This window comes from Caproicibacterium sp. NSD3 (genome assembly GCF_053613275.1).
Window position 1 is genome coordinate 967,251 of sequence record NZ_CM132119.1, and the last position, 23,222, is coordinate 990,472.

A 23,222-nucleotide genomic window follows, 5' to 3' on the forward strand; every position below is an offset into this window, starting at 1 on the left:
AAGGAATTTCCGTAGATTTTAGGAAAGAGGATCGCTCTATGAAAATCAACATTGCCATTGACGGCCCTGCTGGTGCTGGGAAAAGTTCGATTGCAAAAGAAATTTCCAGACAGTTTGGATTTGTTTATGTGGATACCGGCGCTATGTACCGTGCAATTGGGCTTTATATGCTTAGAAAGGGAATCAATCCTAAAGAAGCAGAAAAAGTTTTACCGCTACTTTCAGAAATCAAGCTTTCTCTTCGCTTTTCAAAAGAGGGACAAAGAGTGCTTTTAAACGGAGAAGATGTTTCGGAGGAGATCCGTGAGCCACAAGTTAGTATGGCGGCCTCCGATGTTTCTGCAATCCCGGGAGTACGTGACTTTTTGCTGAATTTGCAGCAGGAGATGGCAAAACAAAACGATGTGATTATGGATGGAAGAGATATCGGCACTGTTGTTCTCCCTAATGCACAACTGAAAATTTATTTGACTGCTTCAGCAGAGGAACGAGCACAGCGGCGTCACGCGCAGCTTCAGGAAAAGGGGATCGAGGATTCTTTTGAAACGGTTCTCGAGGACATTAAGCGCCGGGATTATCAGGATTCTCATCGTAAGGTGGCACCTTTGAAGCCTGCTTCAGATGCACAGTATTTTGATACAACAGGAAATACGTTGGAGGAATCGGTACAGATGCTTTCCAACATTATTAAAAAACATTTTAACCTGTAAGAAAGGAGCATATGGGTTTGGAAAAGCGGACTCCGATCTACATTTTTGTACAAAAGATCGCACGGTGGTTTATTCGTCCCTTTTGCCCGTTTCATGCACAGGGAATGGAGAAAGTTCCAAAAGCTGGAGCGGCTATTATTTGCTGTAATCATCTGGGACTTACAGATGTGTTTCGGCTGGGATTTTCTTTAAAACGGCAGATTTATTATATGTCCAAAGCGGAACTTTTTCGTTTTAAACCGTTTGCGATGATTCTGCGGGGACTTGGTGCTTACCCGGTTCAGCGCGGAAGAGGCGATCTGAAGGCCATCAATGAATCTGCAAGGCTGATCCGGGAAGGACATCTTCTCGGGATTTTTCCGGAAGGTCATCGCAGTAAAGATGGGTTACCCGGCCAACCAAAAGCCGGAGCGGTGATGTTGGCTCATAAATATCAGGTTCCGATTGTGCCCTGCTGTATTGTGATGCATGGTGGTGGCCCCATTAAATTGTTTCACAGAGCAGAAGTTGTCTTTGGGGCTCCGATTAAACCGCAGGAGCTTCAGATCACAAAAGGAAGCGGCAGTGAATATCGTGCCGCTAATCATTTGGTATGGGAAAAAATCCTCAAAATGCGGGAAGAAACTTTGAAAAGATTCTCATAAAAGTTTACATAATTCTTTAGAATGCTTCGTTTTGGGAGGAACGTTTTTGCTGTATACGGTTGCAAAAAAAATTTTAAAAGGAATCAGCCGCCTTTTTTATAGGATTTGCTGGAAAGGGGAAGAGCATATCCCAAAGAAGGGGGCTTTTATCGTTTGCTGCAATCATCGGAGTTTGATAGATCCCTTGTTGGTAGCGGCTCCTTTTCAGCGGCAAATTCGTTTTATGGCAAAAGAAGAACTTTTTACACAGCATGGTAAATTGGCAGCATGGATTCTGCAGAGCCTTGGTGCTTTTCCAGTTCGAAGAGAAACGGCAGATCGTAAAAGCCTGCAAACAGCAGAACAAGTTCTTTTAGACGGTGGAATTGTAGGAATCTTTCCGCAGGGATATGTGATTCGCGACAATCGTCCGTTTTCGCCTAAATCCGGCGCTGTCTTGCTGTCTTCGTGTACGAATGTGCCGATTCTTCCAATGAGTATTTTTTGCCGAGGGCCTCTCAAACTTTTTAGTCGAATTACAGTCAGAATTGGGAAACCACTTTCAGAAAAGTTTTTTCGGGGCGCGGAATATGACCATAAAAAATTAAGGGCAGGCAGTATTACTTTGGCGCAGGCTATTAATGGGTTATTGGGGGAAGAAAATTGAGAGTAACGGTTGCAAAAACGGCAGGATTTTGTTTTGGGGTTAACCGTGCGGTCAACTTAGTAAAACAGCTTTTGCAGGAAAAAAATCAGGTTTGCACATTGGGCCCGATTATTCATAATCCTCAGACGCTTTCCCAACTGCGGAAAATGGGAGTTATCGAGGTGGAAAAGCCGGAAGAAGCGCCAGAAGGGAGCACACTGGTGATTCGGTCTCACGGTGTTTCCAAAGCAGTAAAAGAACAGATCATGCACTTGCCGGTTCATTGTGTAGATGCCACATGCCCTTTTGTTTCTAAAATTCAGGAAATTGCAGGAGAAGAAAGTCGAAAAGGACGAATTCTTTTTCTATTCGGAGATGCCAACCATCCGGAGGTGCAGGGGATTGTTGGACACTGCAGCGGGCAGTGTAATGTCTTTTTGAATGCGCAGGAATTGACGGATTTTATTGATCGTCGAGAAATTTTGTGCGATTCTACTATTTCTGTTGTAGCTCAGACCACCTTTCAGTTGTCAGAATGGGAAAAATGCTTAAAAATCCTGAAAAGGGTATATACAAACGCTCGAATTTTTGATACAATATGTAATGCAACTGCTGCCCGTCAAAAAGAGGCTGCTCAGCTGGCACAAAAGAGTGATGCTATGCTGGTTCTTGGGGGAAGCAGAGTTCTAATACAGCGAAGCTTTTTGAAGTATGCAGGCAATTTGCGCCGACTTATTTTGCGCAGAGTACGGAAGAGCTTCCGCTTAGTGCCTTGAGAGGGGTACATGATTTAGGTATTACTGCTGGTGCTTCCACGCCGGCAAGTATCATAAAGGAGGTACTAGTTACCATGTCAGAAATCAATGAGGATGTGCAGAACCAGAACACCGATTCCGCCGAGGACAGCTTTGAGGAGATGCTTGAAGAGTCTCTGAAGAGTTTAAATACAGATGAGAAGGTACACGGAGTTGTTGTCGGAATTACCCCTACAGAAGTTTATGTAGATGTTGGTCGTAAGCAGGCTGGCTTTATCTCAGCTTCGGAATTGTCTGCTGACCCGAATGCAAAACCGGAAGATTTAGTCAAAATAGGCGACGAGATGGATCTTCTGATCATGCGTACAAATGATCAGGAAGGCACAATTATGCTTTCCAAGAAACGCCTCGATGCTGCAAAAGGTTGGGAGACAGTTGCTGCTGCTGAAGAGAATGAAGAAATTCTTACCGGAACAGTCACAAACGTGATCAAGGGCGGCGTGATCGCTGTTACTAACGGCGTTCGGGTATTTATCCCGGCTTCTCAGGCGACTCCTTCCCGCAATGATCCTTTGGAGGATTTGCTGAAGAAGGAAGTCCATTTCCGCATTATCGAAGTAAACCGCGGCCGTCGCCGTGCAGTCGGTTCCATTCGTTCCGTTTGGAAAGATGAGCGCAAAGCACAGGCTGAAAAGTTCTGGGAGACTGCTGAAGAAGGCAAGGAATATACCGGTACAGTGAAATCCCTGACAAGCTACGGCGCATTTGTGGATTTGGGCGGCGTTGATGGAATGATTCACATTTCTGAGCTCTCTTGGACTCGCATTAAGCACCCGAGTGAGATTGTAAATATCGGTGATACCGTTAAGGTGTACATCAAGGGACTCGACCGTGAAAAGGGCAAGATTTCTCTTGGATACAAACGGCCAGAGGACAACCCGTGGGAGATCCTGAAGAAGGATTATCCGGTTGGCACTGTTGTAAAGGCTACGATTGTTGGAATGACCTCTTTTGGTGCTTTTGCGCGGATTATTCCCGGCATTGACGGCTTGATCCATATTTCCCAGATCGCCGATCATCGGATTGAAAAGCCACAGGATGTTCTGCAGATGGGCGAAGAGGTCAATGCAGAAATTACGGATATCGATTTTGATCGTCATCGTGTAAGCCTTTCCATGCGTAAACTCTTGGAAGAGAACCAAGAGAAAGAACAGAGCGAAGAATAAGATTTTTTAAGAATTTTTAAAAGGGCGTGAAGAGGCCGGAAATGGTCCTTTGCGCCCTTTTTTAAAAATTTCCTTTTTCTTTCACACAAATTCCTCTTTTTGCTAATATAGAAGATAGAAGCAAAAGGGGGAATCATCTGTGCGAAGGTGGAGATATAGGAACTGCCGTATTCCGTGGAGAGGATTACTAGCTATAGTGGCTGTTGTAGGAATCATCATTGCGTTGGAGTTTAAACTAAAGCCTTTGATGCGCGATTTGGCCTCCCTGGAAGCAAAACGCTATGCTGCTCAGATGGTTAGTGTCGCTGTTCAGAAAGAACTTGAGAGCAGTGGTGTTTCCTATAGTGATTTTGCGGTAATTCAGCGGGATACTAATGGAAAAGTGCTTTCCATTAGCAGTAACGTCGTAAAGATGAACGAACTAAAGTCTCATTTGGTTGAAACGGTCCAAGATACACTCACTAGTCAGGGCAACGAAGACCTAACGGTTCCTCTAGGAACATTACTCGGTGGAGTATTATTCCACGGGCGTGGGCCGGGGATTCCTTTGCGGGTTACGCTGAGCGGAAACGTTACGGCAGAATTTCATAATGTTTTTGAAGACGCGGGAGTAAACCAGACGCGTCAACAAATTGATCTGGAATTAAATGCGCAATTATATGCTTATCTGCCGGGAGTGGATTCTACCACTGACTTTTCTACAGATGTTCCTGTAGCGGAAACTGTCATTGTAGGCGAAGTGCCGGTATTTATGGCAAGTGGAAAATAAAATGACGGAGGTGCTTTCTGTGCAACGGGAGGAAGCAGAAAAAAGAATTCGAGAACTGAGAGAACAGATCAATTATCATAGTCGCAAGTATTATGTAGAAGATGCACCGGAAATTGACGATTATGAATATGATATGCTCTATCGTGAACTCGAAAATCTAGAACGGGAATTTCCAGAATTGCGTACGTTGGATTCCCCAACTCGCAGAGTCGGCGGGCCAGCTTTGAATACGTTTCAGAAAGTAACGCATGAAGTTGTGATGGAGAGCCTTCACGATTCTTTTTCTGAGGAAGAGATGCGCGATTTTGACCGCCGTGTAAGAGAAACTGTGCCGGAAGTGACCTATGTAGTAGAACCAAAATTTGATGGTCTTTCGGTTTCGCTTGAATATCGAGATGGAAAATTTTTTCGCGGTTCTACCCGCGGGGATGGAACAGTTGGAGAAGATGTTACTGAAAATTTAAGAACGATTCGAACCATTCCGAAAACACTCAAAGAGCCGGTTCCTTATCTGGAGGTTCGCGGAGAGGTTTATATGTCTCATCAAAGCTTCTGGCAGCTTTGCGCTCGTCAGGAATTGAATGGAGAGAAACCGTTTAAGAATCCGCGCAATGCAGCAGCGGGTTCTCTGCGGCAAAAAGATCCCAAAATCACCGCTTCCCGTGTCCTTGACATTTTTGTTTTTAATGTTCAGCAGGTTTCGGGCGAAACGCTTTCCCGTCACGACGAATCGCTGGAATATTTAAGAAGACTCGGGTTTGCCGTTTCACCGTTTTATCAGGTCTGCCAGAATATTGAAGAAGCAATCGCACATATTCGGGAGATCGGTGAACGGCGCGGAGAATTTGATTATTCGATCGATGGTGCTGTTGTCAAAGTAAATGATTTTGCACAGCGTGCATCGCTTGGCAGTACCGCAAAGTTTCCAAAGTGGGCAGAAGCGTTTAAATATCCGCCGGAAGAAAAAGAAACAACTCTTCTTTCGATTGAAGTAAACGTTGGGCGGACCGGCGTTTTAACACCTACTGGCGTGTTTGAACCGATTACCTTGGCGGGAACCACCGTCAGCCGTGCAACACTTCATAATCAGGATTTTATTTCTGAAAAAGAGATTCGGGTGGGAGATAAAGTCTGCCTGCGAAAGGCCGGAGAAATCATTCCGGAAATTGTCAGGGTGATTTCTCATGCGGAAAATTCCGAGCCGTATTTCCTACCGAAGGTTTGTCCTTCCTGCGGGAGTCCGGTAGTGCGGGAAGAGGGAGAATCTGCGTTACGCTGTACCAACGCGGATTGTCCTGCACAGCTTACGAGACATCTGATCCATTTTACCAGCAGAGACGCGATGGATATCGATGGAATGGGGCCGGCTGTAATTGATCAGCTGATCGGAAAAAAACTGGTACGTTCTCCGGCTGATCTTTATCACCTGACTGAACCGCAGCTTCTGAGCTTGGAACGAATGGGAAAAAAATCTGCGCAGAATCTTCTTTCTGCCATCGAGCGTTCCAAAGAGAACGACTTATCACGTCTTCTTTACGGATTGGGAATTCCACATGTTGGTCAGAAAGCTGCAAAACTTTTGGCCGGACGTTTTTTGGATATCAAAGAGATCTTTGAAGCATCCACAGAAACAATCGCTTCGATTGAAGGATTCGGAGAGATCATGGCGCAAAGTATTCGAGAGTTTTTTGACCTTCCTGCGACCGGAGAATTGATCGGACACCTTTCCGATGCGAACGTGAATATGACTTCTCATAGAGAGGTACAGGATACACGTTTTGCAGGAAAGACCTTTGTGTTGACCGGAACGCTTCCGACAATGACTCGTTCAGAAGCTTCCTCCGTCATTGAGAAATTTGGCGGAAAGGTCAGCGGAAGTGTCTCGAAAAAAACAAGCTATGTGCTTGCCGGAGAGGAAGCCGGCAGTAAGCTGGAAAAGGCACAGAAACTTGGAGTCCCGATTCTCTCGGAAGATGACTTCTTAAAATTGCTAAATGAAAATTAAATAGAAAAATTTTGCCGTCGGTTTTAAAAGCCGGCGGCTTTTTCTTTTGTCAGGTTCTATTTTTTTCGGCTCGTCCATATACCTGTGATAATGAAAGGTGGGACAAGAACATGGAAAATCCTGAAAAAAGCTTTCGGGAAGCAACAGCACCGATTGCTCCCAGAATCCGGGATTTGCTGCGCGCATTACCGCCCCAAATACAGACTTCCATTTCAGAGATTCGGCTGCGTGCAGGCAGACCAATTTGCCTTTGGGGAAAAGGAGTCACATGGTTTTTGAATCATGAAGGCGTCACGCTGCAGCAGGAGCAGGGGTTGTGTGCATCGATGGAAGACTTGCAGGAAAGCTTTCGGGAGATGTGCAGCTATTCTATTTATAGTCATCAGGAACAGATTCGTACCGGCTTTTTGACCCTGCTGGGTGGTCATCGAGTTGGAGTCTGTGGGACAGCCGTTTATCGGGAAGGAAAGCAGACGGGGATTCGGGATGTATCTTCTTTAAATATTAGAATTGCGAGGGCGGTTCCCGGATGTGCAGGTGCATTGCTCAAAAGGCCAGAAATTCTGGAAGGAGGCTTGCTCCTTGCAGGCCCCCCTGCTTCCGGTAAGACAACGATTTTGAGGGATATCGCCATGTATCTTTCCGGTGGACAAAATTCAGCGATTCATAAGGTGACGGTTATCGATGAACGTGGTGAAATCTGTGGGGTCAATAACGGAATACCCGCTTGGAGTTCCCTTAACTGCGATGTTTTGGATGGATTTCAAAAAGTCGATGGAATTCTTCTGGCGGTGCGGTCGATGTCACCGGAATATCTGATTTGTGATGAGCTGGGAGGATTGGGAGAAGCGCAGGCACTGGTGCAGAGCGTAAATGCGGGTGCAGCGGTAATTGCAAGTATCCATGCGGGAAGCCTTTCAGAACTTTTACATCGTCCACAGACCAAAGCACTGCTCCAAAGCGGCGCTTTTCAGAGAATAGCACTTTTGTCACGCGGAGTGCCGGGACATATTCAGCAATTATTGAGGGCAGGTGATCTTCTTGCTCAAGTGGATCGGGGCGGTTTTTCTTCTTTTAGCAGGAGCCACAGCGGGATATCTGGAGTCGAAGAAACTGCATGATCGGGTAACAAGACTTAAAAATTTTTGCATTTTTCTTGATAACGCAGCAACGGAAGTTTCCTATGAAGGAATGCCGGTAGAAGAAATTTGCATGCGCCATGGAAAAAGTCTCGACTTTATGGCGCCGCTTCTTGCAGCACTTAAAGCAGGAGAACCTTTTCCGCAGGCGTGGAAAAAAGCAGAGGAGAGTCCAGTCCTTTGCGAGGAGGATCGAGAACTTCTCGGCCAGTTCGGAGAAGGATTTGGAGCGAGTGATACGCAGGGACAGCTAAATCATTGCAGCTTATGTGGCAGTCTTACAAAAAAGACACTTTTAAAAGCAGAAGAAGACGAAAAGAAAAAAGGAAAGCTTTATCGAATGTTGGGACTTTTTGGTGGTGCTGCGGCAGCATTACTTCTCTGCTGAAAATGGAGGGAAATTCATGGATGTGGATTTTATTTTTAAAGTTGCCGCTATTGGGATTATTGTTGCGGTCTTGAATCAGCTTTTGATACGTTCCGGCAGGGAGGAACAGGCAATGATGACAACGCTTGCCGGATTGATTGTAGTGCTGATGATGATTGTTCAGCAGATCAGTACCCTTTTCGGGACGATCAAATCTATTTTTGGCCTTTAGCGGGGAATCAAAATGACACTGTTTGGGATTCTCGGAATCGCGCTCCTTTCTCTGGCAATCATTCTTCTGCTTCGCCGGCAGAATGGAGAGCAGGCTCTGGCATTGGGAATCGCTGCCGGGGTTTTAATTACTCTGCAGATTTTAAAGAATGTGCTGCCTGCAATAAGTGAATTGACGAGCTTATTTCAAAGCGCGGGAATTAAAGCGGAGTTTGGCGCGATTTTGATCAAAACATTGGGAGTTAGTTTTCTGACGCAGTTTGCGGCGGATGCGTGCAGAGATTCCGGAGAAAGCTCATTGGCCGCAAAAGTGGAGCTTGCAGGTCGGGTGGAAATCCTGGTTTTTGCACTTCCGCTTTTTGAGCAAATTGCAGCGATTGCAGCTTCTCTGATCACTTCCGGATAAAAGGAACCAGAAAAGGCGGTGTTCCAAAAGTGATAGGAATACAGAAAAAAAAGACAAAATTTTTGATTGCTTTTTTTATAATTCTTCTGCTCTTTTTCTTAAATACTCCACGGGTCATGGCAGAAGAAACGGGAGAAAGCGTATCAGAAGATCTCTATCAGGAACAGGTGGAAAAAAGTGGAGCAAATAGTCTTTGGGGGGAGCTTCCGGATTCCACAAAAGAACTGATGAATCACTTGGGCGCGGTGAACGGGGATTTTCGGAATATCGGAAAGATTACGCCCCAAGAGTTTTTTTCCATGGTGTTTGGGTTAACGGGCAAAGAGGGATCGACTCCATTAAAAGCGGCAGCTTCTTCTATCGCAATTATGGTTCTGTGCGCAATGGTCAGCGCGCTGAAACTTTCGGTGGGAACAGAAGAAATTGGGAGCGCCGTTGGGGTAGTGGGAGCTCTTTGCGTTTGCGTTTGTGTGGTAGAACCGCTGATTTATTCGATCGTTGCTGCCTGTGCAGTGATTAAAACCGCGGCTGGATTTTCGTTGGCAACCATTCCAATTATGGGAGGAATCCTTCTTGCGGGAGGACAACCGGTTTCTGCGGCGTCATGGCAGCTTTTGACAGCAGCTGCCGGCAATGGGGTCGAATTGATTTCAGCACAAATCCTTGCGCCTGCTATGCGTATTTTCTTAGCAATCTCGATTGTTTCTTCCCTTTCACCAGACCTCAAACTTTCTGGAATCTGTCAGGCGTTTTCTAAAGGGGTCAAGTGGATTTTGGGATTTCTGATGACGGTTTTTACTAGCCTTCTTACGATGCGCCAAATGATTTCTACTTCAGTGGATACCGGAGGCAACCGCGCTGCAAAATTTGTGGTCAGTAGTTTTGTGCCGGTTGTGGGAAGCGCTTTGAGCGAAGCGATCCATACGGTAAGTGGGTGCGTTGGAATTTTAAAGTCTGGTGTAGGAGCTTTTGTATTGCTTGCAGAAGCAATCATTTTTTTGCCGTCGATTCTTAGTTGCCTTGTCTGGATTATCCTGCTGAGCTTTTGTGCAGGGGTGGGCGACATTTTTGCTTTGAAAGAACTTTCCGATCTTTTAAGGGCATGTTCTTCTGTAATGGAAACCCTTCTTGCAATCCTGATTTGTTCTCTGACTGTACTGACTGTTTCCAGTGTGCTTTTGGTAATCGTTGGAGGGGGAAATACTGCATGATTGAATCATGGGCAGTTGGGATCTGCCTGGTAGCGGTGGCTTCCGCAATGCTGCAGTTTTTGCTGCCGAGCGGCTCTACGGCAAAATTGGTGCGCCTTGTTATGGGAGCACTGGTTCTGTGTGTTTTGATTGCTCCGTTAAAGGATGTCGTCCCGGAAGTTTCCGAAAAATTGGATCGTGCTACTTCCCAGAAAACGCCGGATTCAACGCTTTCTAAGGCAGTGGATGATCAATATGTAGAAGCGGCCAAAAGCAGCATTGTGGGACTTGTCAAGTCGGAACTCAAAAAAAAATCACTTAGCTGCACAGACGTGTCCGTTTTGATGGATAATAGCGAGGATGGAAGCATACACATTACCAAAGTTATCGTGACGCTGCCAATATCGGAGTCTGCTTCCAAAGAGGATATCCGGGATTTTTTAGCCAAATCTCTGGGACTCGAGACGGAGGTGAAAACAGATGGAAGCTGAAAAGAAGGACTTTTTAAAAAGACTGATGGAGCACGATTTCAGCCGAAAAATTGTTTTGATTCTTGCGTTTGCGGGAATTGCACTGATTTTTCTTAGCTCTGTTTTCGGAAAAACCGGAAAAGAAACACAGCAGTCTGTACAGACCGCCGCCTCTGCGGTTTCTTCCCAGGAGAGCAATCAGAATTATACAGCGCAGATGGAGCAGCGCTTGAGCGAACTGATTTCTCAGATTTCGGGTGCCGGAACGCCGCATGTTTTGGTGACGCTGGAACAGGGAACGGCGCAGGTCTATGCAACAGAAGAGAAAACGACAACCCAGAAGGCCCAGGATTCTTCCGGAAGCAGAAATACTGATAATAGCAGCCTTGAAACGAAATATATTCTTGTAAGAGACGCAAATGGAAATGAGCATCCAGTGGAAATTACGCAGCAGCAGCCGAAAATTCAAGGCGTTGTTGTTACTTGCCCAGGCGCTGATAATCCTGCTGTACAGGAGAAAATCATTTCTGCAGTAACAACGGCGGTAGGAATTAGTTCTGCCAGAGTCTGTGTGGTGCGTTCTGATTCCTGAACGATATTTATTTTATTCACGACAAGGAGGAGTTTCAGATGAAAATGGGAAAACGTCAGGTGATTCTGGCAGCTTTAGTCGTAGCGTTAGGCGCGGCGGTTTATCTTAACTGGCAGTTTGCAGGGGGCAATACAGTGCAGATGGCCGGAACAACGGCTTCGGAAAAAGAATTGGGTCAGGCACAACTTGTCAATGCAGATCCGAGCACTTCTTCGGTGGCTGATTCCTCTGAAGAAATGACGACTTCTTCTGCAGCTTCCAGCAGCAGCGACAGCTTTACGCAGGCACGGCTTACCCGTCAGAAGGCCAGAGATCAGTCAGTAGAACTTTTGGAGAAGGTCACATCAGATGTTTCTTCCAGTGAAGACGCCAAGAAAGAAGCCGTAACGAAGGCGGCAGAGATTGCACAAAATATTCAGCAGGAAAATAATGCCGAAAATCTAATTAAAGCAAAAGGGTTCAACGATTGCGTCGTATATTTGCAAAATGGAACCTGCAATGTGGTTGTCAGCAAAGGCGATAAGGAAATGTCCGAAGCCGTCATGCTGATTAAAGATATTGTTGTTGGTCAGACCGGCGTTACTTATGATAAAATTAAAATCATCGAGAGCAAATAATAGTTGTTCTGGAGAATTTTCGTGGTATAATAAAGCCGTGGATGTTTGAAAATCGAATGTTATTTTGTCATCAAAACCCTCCACAAATTGGAGGGTTTATTTTTTTAAAAAAATCAGGAGGCTTTATGAAACGACGCAAAGCAAGAGAACAGGCATTTATTCTGGTGTTTCAGCAAAACATCAATCATGGAAGTATTGATGAGATCATCACGGATGCGGAAGAGTCAGAAGAATTTCAGGCGGATCCTTTTGCAGAGAAAGAATCAAAGGGAGTCGAATCACATCTTGATGAGATTGATGAGATCATTTCGCGCTATACAAAAAGTTGGAAGATGAATCGCCTTTCTAAAGTGTGCATTTCCCTCTTGCGGCTTTGTATTTATGAGATGAAGTGGGAAGAAGAAATTCCGGTGAGCGTTTCGATCAACGAAGCAGTGGACCTTGCGAAAAAATATGGCGGCGCAGAAGATCCCAAATTTTTAAATGGCGTTTTGGGAAGTGTCGCAAAGGAATTGGAACAGCATGATTGAGTGTTTGGGAATCGATACCAGCAATTATACGACTTCTGCGGCGCTTTGGAATTCGGTAGATGGGGTAAGACAGCAGAAAAAGCTTCTTCCCGTGAAACCGGGGACGCTCGGCCTGCGTCAAAGTGATGCGGTTTTTCACCATACGCAGCAGCTGCCGGAAATTTTGGAAAAGCTATTGTCTGCTCCTCATGGAGAAATTGGAGCTGTCGGAATTTCTTCTCGGCCGAGAGCGGTAGATGGCAGCTATATGCCTTGTTTTACCGTAGGGGAAGGAGTCGGCAGAGCATTAGCAGCGGCGCTCAATGTTCCGCTTTTTAAATGGTCCCATCAGCAGGGGCATATCACTGCGGCTCTTTATTCTTCTGGGCGTCTTGACCTGATCGGAAAAGAATTTTACGCTTTTCATGTATCGGGTGGAACAACGGAAGCGCTCCATGTACTGCCAGATTCGGAAATTCCCATGGAACTTGTGGCACATTCGCTGGATCTAAAAGCTGGACAAGCAATCGATCGCGTAGGCGGCCTTTTGGGATTGCCATTTCCGGCAGGACCGCAGCTTGAAAAGCTTGCACAGCAGTCGAAAAAATCCTTTAAAGTCCATGTGCCGATGAAAGGCTGTGACTGTTCGCTTTCCGGAGTCGAAAATCAGTGCCGAAAGATGCTGCAGGAAGGCGCGGAAAAAGAAGATATCGCAAAATATTGCCTGTCCTTTATTCTGGAAGCACTGTGCAATATGACAAAGGCATTGCTCAAAGAGCGTCCGGGCCTTCCTCTTGTATTTGCGGGAGGCGTAATGTCCAATGCTTTTCTAAAAGACGGCATCTCTAAAAAGTATCAGGCTTTTTTTGCAGAACCGGTCTTCTCTGCGGATAACGCGGCGGGAATTGCAGTATTGACTGCTCTGCGGGAGGGAATGCTATGAATGCACATACCAATGTTTTGACCGTTACTCAGCTTAATACCTATGTCAAATCTATTTTGGAGGGCGACCGCAATCTGCAGGTCGTTTACGTGCAGGGTGAAATCTCTAATTTTACCGATCATTATCGTTCCGGCCATCTTTATTTTTCTCTGAAGGATTCAGGCGGTGTAATCAAGGCGGTGATGTTTGCAGGAAATGCCCGTAGGCTTCGCTTTAAGCCGGAAGACGGTATGAAGGTGCTGGCCTGTGGAAAAGTTTCTCTTTATGAAGTGACCGGCCAGTATCAATTTTATGTGAATGAATTGCAGCCGGTAGGAGCCGGTGCTCTGGCAATCGCTTTTGAACAGCTGAAAAATCGATTGGAGAAAGAAGGGCTTTTTGCAGAAGAGCGCAAAAAAGCGCTTCCCAGATGTCCGGAAAGAATCGGCGTTGTCACTTCTCCTACTGGAGCGGCAGTTCGTGATATTTTGAATATTCTTTCCCGCCGATGGCCTTTAAGCGAAGTGGTCCTTTGCCCTGTATTGGTGCAGGGGGAAGGAGCGGCGCAGCAGATCGCAGAGGCGATTGCACGTTTTAACCGCGAAAAAGCCGCGGATGTTTTGATTGTCGGAAGAGGCGGCGGCAGTATCGAAGATCTCTGGGCTTTTAATGAGGAATGTGTGGCACGAGCAGTATCAGAATCAAAAATTCCGATTATTTCGGCGGTTGGCCATGAAACGGATTTTACAATTTGTGATTTTGTAGCAGACCTGAGGGCACCAACGCCTAGTGCTGCTGCGGAACTGGCAGTGCCGGATCGCGGAGAGGTGTTGAGAAATCTTTTGCATACAGATGAGGTCCTCAGAAATTCTTTACAGAATCGTATGAACCTTGAACGGCAGAAGTTAGACCGTGTAACAATGGCGCTAGGAGAATCCCTCCATCAGCCTTTGGAAAAAAACCATCAAAAGCTTTCAAGGCTGATGGCACAGCTCGATGCGCTGAGTCCTTTAAAGGTGCTTGGCCGCGGATATGCGGTCGTTAAGAAAGAAGACGGTACAATTTTGGAGAATGCTTCAGAGGCGGCACCAAACGAAATTCTTCATCTCAGACTGAAAAATGGGGCACTTAAGTGCCGCGTTTTGGAACAGGAGCAAGTATGAAATCAAAAATGACGTTTGAATCGGCAGTTTCCCGTTTGGAAGAGATTGTAACTTCTCTGCAGAATTCCACAGTTTCTCTGGAAAAATCACTGAAGCTTTACGAAGAAGGAGCTAAGCTCAGCAAATATTGCTATGAGACGCTGGAAAAAGCAGAACAGAAGGTTCACACTTTGACTGGGGAGGAAACAACTGATGAAGCTTGAATTTGATTTAAAACTTAAAAAGCTTTGTCAATTAATTGATCAAGCGCTGGAAGTTTATGTTCCGGAAGAAACGGGATTGATCGCCAATTTGACGGAATCTATGCGATATAGTCTTTTGGCAGGCGGAAAACGGCTTCGCCCGATTCTGGTGCTGGAGTTTTGCGGAATCTGCAAAGGGGAGCCCGAAAAGGCGCTGCCGTTTGCCTGTGCGCTGGAGATGGTGCATACCTATTCTTTGATTCATGATGATCTTCCTTGTATGGATGACGATGATTTACGCCGTGGCAGAGCTTCCAATCATAAAGTGTATGGGGAAGATATTGCACTTCTTTCGGGAGATGCACTGCTCACAAAGGCTTTTGAGGTGATCTTGGCGCCGGATTCTGTTGCTTTCGCGGGCGCTTCCCGTGCAGCGGAGGCCGCAGGCATTTTAGCGAGGGCTGCAGGTGATCACGGAATGGTCGGCGGCCAGGTGATCGATCTTGAGAGCGAAGGGCATGAGATTGATTTTAAGACCCTTCAGATTATGGATGCCAATAAGACCGGTGCATTGATCCGTGCGGCGGCGGCGATGGGGTGTGCACTTGCCGGAGCCTCAAAAGAAATGCGAAAAGCTGCCGATGATTATACGAAGGCGATCGGTCTTGCGTTTCAAATTCAAGATGATATTCTTGATGTGGAAGGCGACACAAAATCCCTCGGAAAACCTGTAGGAAGCGATATTGAAAACGAAAAGAGCACTTATGTTTCGATTTTAGGCATTTCAAAAGCACAGCAGAAGGTAAAAGATCTTACGAAAGAAGCGGTTTCTGCGTTGGAACCATTTGGAGAACGTGCAGAGTTTTTGAAAGCGCTTGCCGAGGGTCTTTCAGAGAGAAAGCATTAATCAAAGCATTTTTAAGAAATCATTGACAAAAAAGTGCTGTTATGATATTATTGTTAAGCCGCTTATTGCGGGCTATTGAAGAAGCAGAAATGCTCACCCGTCGTAGCGAGTCTATAAAAAGGCAGGATTTATCACTATGTTTGCAATCATCGAAACCGGCGGCAAGCAGTATAAAGTACAGAATGACGATGTCATTTTTGTCGAGAAGCTTGCAGCAGAGGATAACACCACGGTCGACTTTAAGGTTCTGGCAGTCGCAACAGACGATGGATTGAAGGTCGGCACTCCTTATGTAGAGGGTTCTTCCGTTCAGGGCAAAGTTCTTAAGAGCGGAAAGGGCAAAAAAATCAATATCTGGACCTATAAGGCCAAAAAACATGAATCCCGCAGAATGGGTCATCGTCAGCCTTATACAAAAGTGCAGATCGAAGCCATTAATGCGTAATGATTGTCTGTGACTTCCTAAAAGACCCCAAGGGCGAATTGCTGGGATTCTTAATGGAAGGACATGCCGGTAGCGGCAAAGAAGATAAGGGCGAAGAAATTGTCTGTGCGGCGGTTTCCTCTGCGGCATATCTTGTCGTCAATACCATTACGGATGTTCTTCATGCAGAGGCAGTCGTAGATACGGCGGATGGCAGGTGTTCCTTAAAGCTTCCGTCGGGGCGTGCTTATTCCAGTCAGTCAATTTTAGAGGGCTTTAAGCTCCATATGTTGGGGTTGGAGGAACAGTATCCGAAAAGAATTAAAGTCAGATATCAAGAGGTGTGATAAATTATGTTAAAAATTAACATTCAGTTGTTTGCTCATAAAAAAGGTATGGGCTCCACAAAGAACGGCCGTGATTCCGAGTCTAAGCGCCTCGGTGTCAAACGCGCGGATGGTCAGTATGTCCTGGCCGGAAATGTTTTGGTAAGGCAGCGCGGCACTCATATTCATCCCGGCGAGAATGTGGGGATCGGTTCAGACGATACGCTGTATGCAAAGATCAGCGGCAACGTAAAGTTTGAGCATTATGGCGCAGACCGCAAAAAGGTCAGCGTATACGCAGCAGAGCAATAAGCTTTATTGAGTAAAATGATGAAAATCCCAGGCCGGAATTGCCTGGGATTTTTTCACTTTTTTGAGGAATTATCATTGTAAAAGGATTTTTCCAGGAGGATTCTTATGTTTATAGACAATGCCAAAATTCATTTAAAAGCGGGAGACGGTGGAAACGGAGCCGTAACTTTTCGCCGGGAAAAATATGTGGCAGCAGGTGGCCCGGATGGAGGAGACGGCGGCAAGGGAGGAAATATTGCTTTCTTGGCAGACGACAATCTTTCCACGCTGGCTGATTTTCGTTATAAACGCAGATATGTGGCTCAAAACGGAGAAAATGGGCGCGCAAAGCGTTGCTTTGGGAAAAGCGGCGAAGATCTGGTAATCAGAGTTCCCCGCGGAACTCTGATTAAAGATGCAGAAAGTGGACGTATTTTAGCGGATATTTCAGATGTAGAGGCGCAGGTCGTCCTTCACGGCGGACGCGGCGGATGGGGCAATACCCATTTTGCAACGCCGACAAGACAAGTGCCGCGCTTTGCAAAGCCGGGAACGCCCGGCGAAGAGATGGATGTTCAGTTGGAACTGAAACTTCTTGCAGATGTGGGACTAGTTGGCTATCCAAATGTCGGAAAAAGTACACTTGTAAGTGTTGTCAGTGAGGCAAAGCCAAATATTGCAAACTATCACTTTACAACTCTTACTCCGGTCTTGGGGGTTGTCCGCATAGGAGAAGGACGTTCCTTTGTCATGGCGGATATTCCTGGCCTGATTGAAGGTGCTTGGGAAGGCGCCGGACTCGGACATCAATTTTTGCGCCATGTAGAGCGCTGCCGTCTGCTTGTTCATGTGATAGATGTTTCCGGTAGTGAGGGGAGAGATCCAAAGCAGGATTTTGACACGATCAATCAGGAACTCGAAAAATTTGATCCGGAGCTTGCAAAACGGCCGATGATTGTGGCAGGCAATAAATGTGATATGGCAAGCGATGAGCAAATCGCAGACCTTAAAGCCTTTGTGGAGCAAAAAGGATATTCATTTTTCCCAATCATGGCGGCAATCCGCTATGGAGTAGATCCTCTGCTCAATAAGATCAGCGAAATGCTGTCGAAACTTCCGCCCATTCGGCGATATGAGCCGCAGCCGGCCCCGATTGTCTCGCCGGAAGAATTGGGACAGGGAGAAGTTCAGATTAAGAAAGAAGACAATGTTTTCTTTGTAGAAGGAAAATGGTTGCTGCAGGTGATCCGTTCCGTCAATTTCGATGATTATGAATCTGTTCAGTATTTTCAGCGCGTGCTGATTGAAACCGGTGTGATCGATAAGCTGAGGGAAGCTGGAATCCAAGAAGGCGATACGGTCAGTATCTATGATATTCAATTTGATTTTATTGAATGATTGAGTTGATAGGAAAGGAACGAAAGGAATGGATCGTTTTCTTGCGGAAACGGATTGTGACCCCAAAAGCTATAGCCCGCTGACATTAGCATTTATCGGAGATGGTGTCTTTGAGCTTTTTGTTAGAGAACGTTTGGTGCTTCAAGGGAATTGCCCCGTAAAAGAATTGCATAAACATGCAGTCGCACAGGTACAGGCAGCAGCGCAGGCAATGGTGGTTCCCAAACTAGAACCGCTTTTGTCGGAAGAAGAAATAGGAGTATTAAAACGTGGGCGCAATGCCCATGTTGGACATGTACCCAAAAATGCGTCGGTAGCGGATTATCATGCAGCAACGGCATTGGAGTCCCTTTTTGGATATTTATACTTAAAAGGTGACTTAAAACGTCTGCAAGAACTTTTTCGGGAAATCTGCAAAATTCAGATGCAGAACATTGAAAAAACAAATTTTTAATAAACAAAAATCAGGGGGTGCTGCAGAAATTCTGCAAACATCCCCTGATTCTCTGATTTTTAGGAATATTGGAAGAAGGATGAATTAGTTCTGATAATTGCGACCAGTGCAGTCCTGAGAATTACTGTCGGACTTTTTGTTCTGAGCAGACTGGCTCTTTTTGTCCTGAGAAGACTGATTCTTTTTGTCCTGAGCAGACTGGCTCTTTTTGTTCTGAACAGAATTGTTGGTAGAATTTGTGCTGTCAGAGCAGTTCTGACTATTATTATTGCTGTAACGATCCAAATCACTCACCTCCTTCTTGGGTAGTATGTGAGGATTTAAAAAAAATATACAAATATACAGAGAAAGAGAGTTGATTCTGTTTGGAATTGCCGCAGGCATTTGTGGAAAGAATGAGAGAACAGCTAAAAGAAGAGGCATCAGCTTTTTTTGATTCTTATCAGAAACCGCCTTTTCGTGGAATTCGAATCAATCCGCCCAAATGTACACTTGAAAATTTAAAAAAATCGCTTCCATTTTCGCTTGCTCAAACGCCATTTTCTCCTCTGAGTTATTATGTCCCGGATGATCAGAAAATTGGCAGTTTTCCAATGCATCACGCCGGTGCATTTTATTCACAGGAGCCTTCTGCTTCGTCGGCAGTGACCGCTTTATCTCCTCAGCCCGGAGAACGAATTTTGGATTTGTGTGCGGCACCAGGTGGAAAGAGTACGCAAATCGGCGCACTTTTAAATGGAAAGGGTCTTTTGTGGAGCAATGAGGTTGTATCGTCTCGCGTATCGATTCTGCTTTCCAATATTGAGCGAATGGGAATCCGAAACGCAGTCGTCAGCAACTGTGAGCCGGAACATCTTTGTACTTCGTTGCCGGAATTTTTTGATCGAGTGCTGGTAGATGCGCCTTGTTCCGGCGAAGGAATGTTTCGCAGAGATCCGCGTGCGATTGAGGAATGGAGTCCAGAACATGTAAAGTCCTGTGCGGTCCGGCAACTTGCAATCCTTGAAAGTGCGCAGAAAGCTTTAATGCCCGGTGGAATTTTAGTTTATTCTACCTGTACGTTTTCTCAAGAGGAAAATGAGGGCGTTATTGAGGCATTTTTAAAAAATCATTCGGAATTTGAGCTGGTCGATTCTGGAATTTCCGGCGGACGCCCGGCACTTACAAAGGCCAGAAGAATCTATCCGATAGATGGGGGAGAAGGCCATTTTGCGGCGAAACTCAAAAAATCGGGAGAAAAAACAGTAGAACCACTTTTTTCAGAACCGAAGCCAATTAAGGTCCCGGATTTTGTCCAAAAATTTTGGGAGGATACTTTTACGATTCCGATGTTTGGAACACCGGTTCCTATTGGAGATCAGTTTTTATTATTGCCAAAAGTGCCGTTGCCTATTTTAAAGGGGCTAAATGTGAGAAGGGCCGGAATTTTGCTCGGTAAGGAACGAAAGGGCAGATTGGAACCCGAACATGCGCTTTTTATGACACTTGCTCCCGAAAACTTGCAGCATTGTTTGATGCTTTCTCATGATTCACCGGAGCTGAAGGCATTCTTGCGAGGGGAGCAGATTTCAGTGCCGGAGGGATTTTCCGGATATACGGCAGTGGCAGTTGACGGCGTTATTACCGGCTTTGGAAAATGTTCCGGCGGATTTTTGAAGAATCATTATCCCAAAGGACTGCGGATTCATTAAAATAGAATTTTTTGCTTTAAAGTATAAAAAATGCAGTTTTAGGCTTGAAAAGTTGCAGGAACAATGATAAAATAAGTCAATACTTAATTGAAAGAGGGCATTTTTTATGCAGGAAATCAGGGTAGAATTGACAAAAAATCCGAAGCAAAAGCCAGCGCCGGGAGCGCCGCTTCCTTTCGGCACGATTTTCTCTGATCATATGTTCCTGATGGACTATGATAAAGGAAAAGGATGGCATGATGCCAGAATCGTACCGTTTGGTAATCTTGACATGTCTCCGGCAGCAATGTGTCTGCATTACGGACAGTCTGTTTTTGAAGGAATGAAGGCTTATCGTGCGGTAGATGGCCGAATTCTTTTGTTCCGTCCGGATAGAAACATGGCACGTATGAACAGCTCAAATGATCGTCTTTGCATTCCTCAGATCGATGAGAAATTTGCAGAAAAGGCGATTGAGAAACTGGTTTCGGTAGATAAAGATTGGATTCCTACGAGTGAGGGCGCTTCACTTTATATTCGTCCTTTCATCATCGGTATGGATCCTCATATCGGTGTTCATCCTGCGAATCATTTGCTCTTTATTGTAATTACCTGCCCGGTAGGAAACTACTATCCGGAAGGTCTTAACCCGGTTAAGATCTATGTTGAGAAGAATTATGTCCGTGCAGTTCGTGGCGGCATGGGCTATACCAAGACAGCCGGTAACTATGCAGCTTCTTTGAAAGCACAGGACGAGGCAGAAAAGCAGGATTATACACAGGTCCTTTGGCTCGATGGTGTTGAGCGTAAATACATCGAAGAAGTCGGTACTATGAACGTCTTCTTTAAGATTAACGGAGAAGTAGTTACTCCGGAACTACAGGGTTCTATCCTGCCTGGAGTTACTCGTATGAGTGTCATTGAGATCCTGAAAAAATGGGGCGTACCGGTAGTTGAACGCCGCCTTTCCATTCGGGAATTGGCCGATGCTGCAAAGGACGGCAAGCTGGAAGAAGCTTTCGGCAGCGGTACTGCAGCAGTTATTTCTCCAATTGGTCATCTTAAATGGGGCGATGACATCATGATTATCAACGATGGTAAAATTGGTGAACTGAGCCAGAAACTTTATGATACCCTGACCGGTATCCAGTGGGGCAAAATCCCGGATCCGTTCGGCTGGACAGTTGAAGTTAAATAAAATCATTAAACAAGCATGAATGAAAAGCCATCTTCGGGAGGTTAATTCCGGAGATGGCTTTTTTGTGGAGGAAATCATGCGGAAATTGGAATTTTCTGTTCCGGAAAATTATAATGGGGTTACAGTAAAAGGTTTCTTAAGAAGCTATTGTCAAATATCGGCTCGTATGCTTGCCAAGTTAAAGAGAGTTCCAAAAGGAATTACAGCCGATGGAAAATTAATGATTGCAACCGATCATTTGAAAGCAGGGCGAAAGGTGATCTTGCAGCTTCCTGAAGATGAGCCGTACCTTTCATTACCCAAAGATGTTCTTTTTCCAAAAGTTTTATGGGAGGATCATGATTTTCTTGCGGTTGATAAACCGACGGGGCAGATTCTTTATCGGCGTCCCGGACATGAGGAACGCGATACGCTGATGGCTTCTGTCTGCACATATCTAGGAAAAAATGGAGAGCATTGTGCTTTTCGGCCATTGTATCGATTGGATAAAGATACGACCGGAATTGTTCTTCTTGCAAAAAATGCATATGCGGCGTCTGCTGCGATCGGTAAAATTCATAAGGTTTATTATGCAGTTTGTGAAGGGATTTTATCCGGTTTTGGAACGGTGAATGCACCGATTGGACTGGTACCGGGACATTCTTTGCAGAGGATGGTTCGAGAAGACGGTGCTCCGGCAATTACGCATTGGAAAGTGATAGGATCGGGCAAAAATCAGACGCTGATTGCCTGTTCTATTGAGACCGGCAGAACGCATCAGATACGGGTGCATATGGCTTATTTAGGCCATCCGCTCTGTGGAGACGATTTTTATGGAGGCAGAAAAGACTTGATTTTTCGTCAGGCCCTTCACTGTGGATATTTAAAATTTATTCATCCGATTACAAAATCTGTTATCAAAATTTCGGCACCATTTCCAAAAGATTTCTGCACACTTTTGAGCGTTTGCAATATAAATTGCACAAAAGCTGTCCGTGAAATGGACCCGGAAACTCTTTTTTGACAAATATACAAAAAAAGCTTGAATTATGAATATTTATGCGATATAATCAAAACCGTTCAATTGATAATTCTTAAAGGTTTTTATGGAGGAAAAGATTATGAAAAAAATGAAAATGTTTGCAGCTTTTGCTTTAGCAGCTGCTATGATCGCTGGCTGCACCGCTTGCGGCGGCAGCTCTTCCAGCAGCGCTGCTTCTTCTACAGCAGCTTCCGCTACAACCACTTCTGCAGCTTCTGCGGCTTCGGATAGTGCCGTTGCTAAAATTAAGGCAGCGGGTAAGATCACGATGGTAACGAACGCAGAGTTTGAGCCTTTTGAGTACAAAGACAACGATAAGATTGTTGGTATCGATGTAGATATTGCACAGAAGGTTGCAGATAAACTTGGAGTCAAACTTGAAATTACCGATATTGCATTTGATTCTTGCGTACCGAGTGTTCAGACCGGAAAAGCTGATTTTAGTGCGGCAGGTTTGAGCGTAACGGAAGATCGGCTTAAGAATGTTGATTTTACGGATACTTATTATAATGCTTCTCAGGCAATTATTGTTAAGAAGGGCAGCGATATTAAGAGCCGTACCGATTTGAATGGAAAAACCGTTGGTGTGCAGCAGGGAACTACCGGAGACATTTATTGCACCAATGAAGACGGTTCCAGCGACATTAAAGTTAGCGAAGTAAAACGTTATCCTAAGGGAATGGATGCAATTTCCGATATGATTGCAGGACGGATTGATGCAGTCGTTATTGATAACTTCCCAGCTGAAAAATATGTATCCAAGAATCCGGATAAGATTCAAAAACTGGATGAGGCACTGACAGAAGAAACCTATGCGATTGCAGTACCGAAGGACAGCGACCTCAAAGAAACAATCAATGGAGTCATTAAAGAACTGAACGACAGCGGAGAAATGGATAAGATTGTCAGTCAATATATCAGTGCGGACTAACTAAAAATTAACATCTGATTAAACCGCAGGACGTGCCAGAATCGCCGTCCTGCGGTTTGGTGTTCAAAAGGGGGAAGGAA

General features: G+C 45.3%; 29 protein-coding genes and 1 pseudogene. 29 read left to right on the forward strand and 1 reads right to left on the reverse strand.

The features are described from left to right. Positions 1–38: 38 nt before the first annotated feature. The 25 genes and pseudogenes from cmk to ACVS9P_RS04885 all read left to right on the forward strand — a co-directional run bounded on the left by cmk (position 39) and on the right by ACVS9P_RS04885 (position 18,322). Complete coding sequence (gene cmk / locus ACVS9P_RS04765; RefSeq protein ID WP_452104488.1) at positions 39–710, forward strand: (d)CMP kinase; 672 nt, start codon at positions 39–41, stop codon at positions 708–710. A 17-nt stretch (positions 711–727) separates the two neighbouring features. Beyond that, the gene (locus tag ACVS9P_RS04770) at positions 728–1,354 is read left to right on the forward strand and encodes a lysophospholipid acyltransferase family protein (protein ID WP_452104489.1); all 627 of its coding nucleotides are present in this window, start codon (positions 728–730) and stop codon (positions 1,352–1,354) included. A 46-nt stretch (positions 1,355–1,400) separates the two neighbouring features. Further along, positions 1,401–2,000: a lysophospholipid acyltransferase family protein gene (locus ACVS9P_RS04775; protein WP_452104490.1), complete on the forward strand. Its 600-nt coding sequence runs from the start codon at positions 1,401–1,403 to the stop codon at positions 1,998–2,000. Beyond that, positions 1,997–2,772, forward strand: a pseudogene (ispH, locus tag ACVS9P_RS04780) (4-hydroxy-3-methylbut-2-enyl diphosphate reductase); the annotation flags it as partial. The gene ACVS9P_RS04775 and the pseudogene ispH, both read left to right, overlap by 4 nt. Positions 2,773–2,829: 57 nt before the next feature. Next, positions 2,830–3,960 (forward strand): 30S ribosomal protein S1, encoded by a 1,131-nt coding sequence (gene rpsA / locus ACVS9P_RS04785; RefSeq protein ID WP_452104670.1) that lies wholly within the window; start codon positions 2,830–2,832, stop codon positions 3,958–3,960. Between the two features lie 139 nt (positions 3,961–4,099). Beyond that, positions 4,100–4,729 (forward strand): sporulation protein YunB, encoded by a 630-nt coding sequence (gene yunB, locus ACVS9P_RS04790; protein WP_452104491.1) that lies wholly within the window; start codon positions 4,100–4,102, stop codon positions 4,727–4,729. Positions 4,730–4,748: 19 nt separating this feature from the next. After that, positions 4,749–6,734 (forward strand): NAD-dependent DNA ligase LigA, encoded by a 1,986-nt coding sequence (ligA, locus tag ACVS9P_RS04795; RefSeq protein WP_452104492.1) that lies wholly within the window; start codon positions 4,749–4,751, stop codon positions 6,732–6,734. Positions 6,735–6,844: 110 nt separating this feature from the next. Next, entirely contained in the window at positions 6,845–7,855 is a 1,011-nt protein-coding gene (locus tag ACVS9P_RS04800) for a stage III sporulation protein AA (protein ID WP_452104493.1), read from the forward strand. Then, complete coding sequence (locus ACVS9P_RS04805) at positions 7,776–8,261, forward strand: stage III sporulation protein AB (RefSeq protein WP_452104494.1); 486 nt, start codon at positions 7,776–7,778, stop codon at positions 8,259–8,261. Before ACVS9P_RS04800 ends, ACVS9P_RS04805 begins: the two co-directional genes overlap by 80 nt. Positions 8,262–8,277: 16 nt before the next feature. Next, entirely contained in the window at positions 8,278–8,472 is a 195-nt protein-coding gene (spoIIIAC, locus tag ACVS9P_RS04810) for a stage III sporulation protein AC (protein ID WP_180340958.1), read from the forward strand. Positions 8,473–8,484: 12 nt separating this feature from the next. Further along, positions 8,485–8,877, forward strand: a complete 393-nt coding sequence (locus ACVS9P_RS04815) for a SpoIIIAC/SpoIIIAD family protein (protein ID WP_452104495.1) — start codon at positions 8,485–8,487, stop codon at positions 8,875–8,877. A 29-nt stretch (positions 8,878–8,906) separates the two neighbouring features. After that, positions 8,907–10,088, forward strand: coding sequence for a stage III sporulation protein AE (locus ACVS9P_RS04820; protein WP_452104496.1), 1,182 nt, complete (start codon positions 8,907–8,909; stop codon positions 10,086–10,088). Next, entirely contained in the window at positions 10,085–10,558 is a 474-nt protein-coding gene (locus tag ACVS9P_RS04825; protein ID WP_452104497.1) for a stage III sporulation protein AF, read from the forward strand. Before ACVS9P_RS04820 ends, ACVS9P_RS04825 begins: the two co-directional genes overlap by 4 nt. Further along, positions 10,548–11,129 carry a stage III sporulation protein AG gene (locus tag ACVS9P_RS04830; RefSeq protein ID WP_452104498.1) on the forward strand — a complete coding sequence of 194 codons (582 nt, stop codon included), beginning with the start codon at positions 10,548–10,550 and terminating at the stop codon, positions 11,127–11,129. Before ACVS9P_RS04825 ends, ACVS9P_RS04830 begins: the two co-directional genes overlap by 11 nt. A gap of 38 nt (positions 11,130–11,167) precedes the next feature. Further along, positions 11,168–11,746 (forward strand): SpoIIIAH-like family protein, encoded by a 579-nt coding sequence (locus ACVS9P_RS04835; RefSeq protein ID WP_452104499.1) that lies wholly within the window; start codon positions 11,168–11,170, stop codon positions 11,744–11,746. Positions 11,747–11,871: 125 nt separating this feature from the next. Continuing rightward, complete coding sequence (nusB, locus tag ACVS9P_RS04840; RefSeq protein WP_452104500.1) at positions 11,872–12,276, forward strand: transcription antitermination factor NusB; 405 nt, start codon at positions 11,872–11,874, stop codon at positions 12,274–12,276. Beyond that, positions 12,269–13,198, forward strand: coding sequence for a Kae1-like domain-containing protein (locus tag ACVS9P_RS04845; RefSeq protein WP_452104501.1), 930 nt, complete (start codon positions 12,269–12,271; stop codon positions 13,196–13,198). The genes nusB and ACVS9P_RS04845 overlap by 8 nt, the downstream gene beginning before the upstream one ends. Beyond that, a complete protein-coding gene (gene xseA, locus ACVS9P_RS04850) occupies positions 13,195–14,340 on the forward strand; it encodes an exodeoxyribonuclease VII large subunit (protein ID WP_452104502.1) in 1,146 nt (381 codons plus the stop codon). Before ACVS9P_RS04845 ends, xseA begins: the two co-directional genes overlap by 4 nt. Then, positions 14,337–14,543, forward strand: coding sequence for an exodeoxyribonuclease VII small subunit (gene xseB / locus ACVS9P_RS04855; RefSeq protein ID WP_452104503.1), 207 nt, complete (start codon positions 14,337–14,339; stop codon positions 14,541–14,543). The genes xseA and xseB overlap by 4 nt, the downstream gene beginning before the upstream one ends. Then, positions 14,533–15,429 (forward strand): polyprenyl synthetase family protein, encoded by an 897-nt coding sequence (locus ACVS9P_RS04860; protein WP_452104504.1) that lies wholly within the window; start codon positions 14,533–14,535, stop codon positions 15,427–15,429. The genes xseB and ACVS9P_RS04860 overlap by 11 nt, the downstream gene beginning before the upstream one ends. A gap of 136 nt (positions 15,430–15,565) precedes the next feature. Continuing rightward, positions 15,566–15,874, forward strand: a complete 309-nt coding sequence (gene rplU, locus ACVS9P_RS04865; RefSeq protein ID WP_452104505.1) for a 50S ribosomal protein L21 — start codon at positions 15,566–15,568, stop codon at positions 15,872–15,874. Continuing rightward, positions 15,874–16,200, forward strand: a complete 327-nt coding sequence (locus ACVS9P_RS04870) for a ribosomal-processing cysteine protease Prp (protein WP_452104506.1) — start codon at positions 15,874–15,876, stop codon at positions 16,198–16,200. The genes rplU and ACVS9P_RS04870 overlap by 1 nt, the downstream gene beginning before the upstream one ends. Before the next feature lie 6 nt (positions 16,201–16,206). Next, complete coding sequence (gene rpmA, locus ACVS9P_RS04875) at positions 16,207–16,491, forward strand: 50S ribosomal protein L27 (protein WP_452104507.1); 285 nt, start codon at positions 16,207–16,209, stop codon at positions 16,489–16,491. Positions 16,492–16,596: 105 nt separating this feature from the next. Next, positions 16,597–17,868: a GTPase ObgE gene (gene obgE, locus ACVS9P_RS04880; protein ID WP_452104508.1), complete on the forward strand. Its 1,272-nt coding sequence runs from the start codon at positions 16,597–16,599 to the stop codon at positions 17,866–17,868. A 28-nt stretch (positions 17,869–17,896) separates the two neighbouring features. Next, a complete protein-coding gene (locus ACVS9P_RS04885; RefSeq protein ID WP_452104509.1) occupies positions 17,897–18,322 on the forward strand; it encodes a Mini-ribonuclease 3 in 426 nt (141 codons plus the stop codon). An 84-nt stretch (positions 18,323–18,406) separates the two neighbouring features. Here ACVS9P_RS04885 and ACVS9P_RS04890 read toward each other — a convergent pair whose 3' ends face one another. After that, complete coding sequence (locus tag ACVS9P_RS04890) at positions 18,407–18,607, reverse strand: hypothetical protein (protein ID WP_452104510.1); 201 nt, start codon at positions 18,605–18,607, stop codon at positions 18,407–18,409. A gap of 80 nt (positions 18,608–18,687) precedes the next feature. On the opposite strand from ACVS9P_RS04890, the gene ACVS9P_RS04895 reads away from it, so the two are divergent. The 4 genes from ACVS9P_RS04895 to ACVS9P_RS04910 all read left to right on the forward strand — a co-directional run bounded on the left by ACVS9P_RS04895 (position 18,688) and on the right by ACVS9P_RS04910 (position 23,142). Continuing rightward, positions 18,688–20,013, forward strand: coding sequence for an RsmB/NOP family class I SAM-dependent RNA methyltransferase (locus ACVS9P_RS04895; RefSeq protein ID WP_452104511.1), 1,326 nt, complete (start codon positions 18,688–18,690; stop codon positions 20,011–20,013). A 106-nt stretch (positions 20,014–20,119) separates the two neighbouring features. Further along, complete coding sequence (locus ACVS9P_RS04900) at positions 20,120–21,190, forward strand: branched-chain amino acid aminotransferase (protein ID WP_452104512.1); 1,071 nt, start codon at positions 20,120–20,122, stop codon at positions 21,188–21,190. A gap of 76 nt (positions 21,191–21,266) precedes the next feature. Then, on the forward strand, positions 21,267–22,193 hold the full coding sequence (locus tag ACVS9P_RS04905) for an RluA family pseudouridine synthase (protein WP_452104513.1): 927 nt from the start codon (positions 21,267–21,269) through the stop codon (positions 22,191–22,193). A gap of 97 nt (positions 22,194–22,290) precedes the next feature. After that, on the forward strand, positions 22,291–23,142 hold the full coding sequence (locus ACVS9P_RS04910; protein WP_452104514.1) for a transporter substrate-binding domain-containing protein: 852 nt from the start codon (positions 22,291–22,293) through the stop codon (positions 23,140–23,142). Positions 23,143–23,222 lie beyond the last annotated feature (80 nt).

Bases quoted from the DNA above. Each gene is read 5' to 3' on its own strand.
- rpsA (WP_452104670.1), top strand. From the start codon at position 2,830: ATGTCAGAAATCAATGAGGATGTGCAGAACCAGAACACCGATTCCGCC.
- ACVS9P_RS04835 (WP_452104499.1), top strand. From the start codon at position 11,168: ATGAAAATGGGAAAACGTCAGGTGATTCTGGCAGCTTTAGTCGTAGCG.
- obgE (WP_452104508.1), top strand. From the start codon at position 16,597: ATGTTTATAGACAATGCCAAAATTCATTTAAAAGCGGGAGACGGTGGA.
- ACVS9P_RS04905 (WP_452104513.1), top strand. From the start codon at position 21,267: ATGCGGAAATTGGAATTTTCTGTTCCGGAAAATTATAATGGGGTTACA.
- ACVS9P_RS04800 (WP_452104493.1), top strand. From the start codon at position 6,845: ATGGAAAATCCTGAAAAAAGCTTTCGGGAAGCAACAGCACCGATTGCT.
- spoIIIAC (WP_180340958.1), top strand. From the start codon at position 8,278: ATGGATGTGGATTTTATTTTTAAAGTTGCCGCTATTGGGATTATTGTT.
- ACVS9P_RS04900 (WP_452104512.1), top strand. From the start codon at position 20,120: ATGCAGGAAATCAGGGTAGAATTGACAAAAAATCCGAAGCAAAAGCCA.
- nusB (WP_452104500.1), top strand. From the start codon at position 11,872: ATGAAACGACGCAAAGCAAGAGAACAGGCATTTATTCTGGTGTTTCAG.
- ACVS9P_RS04860 (WP_452104504.1), top strand. From the start codon at position 14,533: ATGAAGCTTGAATTTGATTTAAAACTTAAAAAGCTTTGTCAATTAATT.
- cmk (WP_452104488.1), top strand. From the start codon at position 39: ATGAAAATCAACATTGCCATTGACGGCCCTGCTGGTGCTGGGAAAAGT.
- ACVS9P_RS04815 (WP_452104495.1), top strand. From the start codon at position 8,485: ATGACACTGTTTGGGATTCTCGGAATCGCGCTCCTTTCTCTGGCAATC.
- ACVS9P_RS04870 (WP_452104506.1), top strand. From the start codon at position 15,874: ATGATTGTCTGTGACTTCCTAAAAGACCCCAAGGGCGAATTGCTGGGA.
- rpmA (WP_452104507.1), top strand. From the start codon at position 16,207: ATGTTAAAAATTAACATTCAGTTGTTTGCTCATAAAAAAGGTATGGGC.
- ACVS9P_RS04825 (WP_452104497.1), top strand. From the start codon at position 10,085: ATGATTGAATCATGGGCAGTTGGGATCTGCCTGGTAGCGGTGGCTTCC.
- ACVS9P_RS04910 (WP_452104514.1), top strand. From the start codon at position 22,291: ATGAAAAAAATGAAAATGTTTGCAGCTTTTGCTTTAGCAGCTGCTATG.
- xseA (WP_452104502.1), top strand. From the start codon at position 13,195: ATGAATGCACATACCAATGTTTTGACCGTTACTCAGCTTAATACCTAT.
- rplU (WP_452104505.1), top strand. From the start codon at position 15,566: ATGTTTGCAATCATCGAAACCGGCGGCAAGCAGTATAAAGTACAGAAT.
- ACVS9P_RS04830 (WP_452104498.1), top strand. From the start codon at position 10,548: ATGGAAGCTGAAAAGAAGGACTTTTTAAAAAGACTGATGGAGCACGAT.
- xseB (WP_452104503.1), top strand. From the start codon at position 14,337: ATGAAATCAAAAATGACGTTTGAATCGGCAGTTTCCCGTTTGGAAGAG.
- ACVS9P_RS04845 (WP_452104501.1), top strand. From the start codon at position 12,269: ATGATTGAGTGTTTGGGAATCGATACCAGCAATTATACGACTTCTGCG.
- ACVS9P_RS04885 (WP_452104509.1), top strand. From the start codon at position 17,897: ATGGATCGTTTTCTTGCGGAAACGGATTGTGACCCCAAAAGCTATAGC.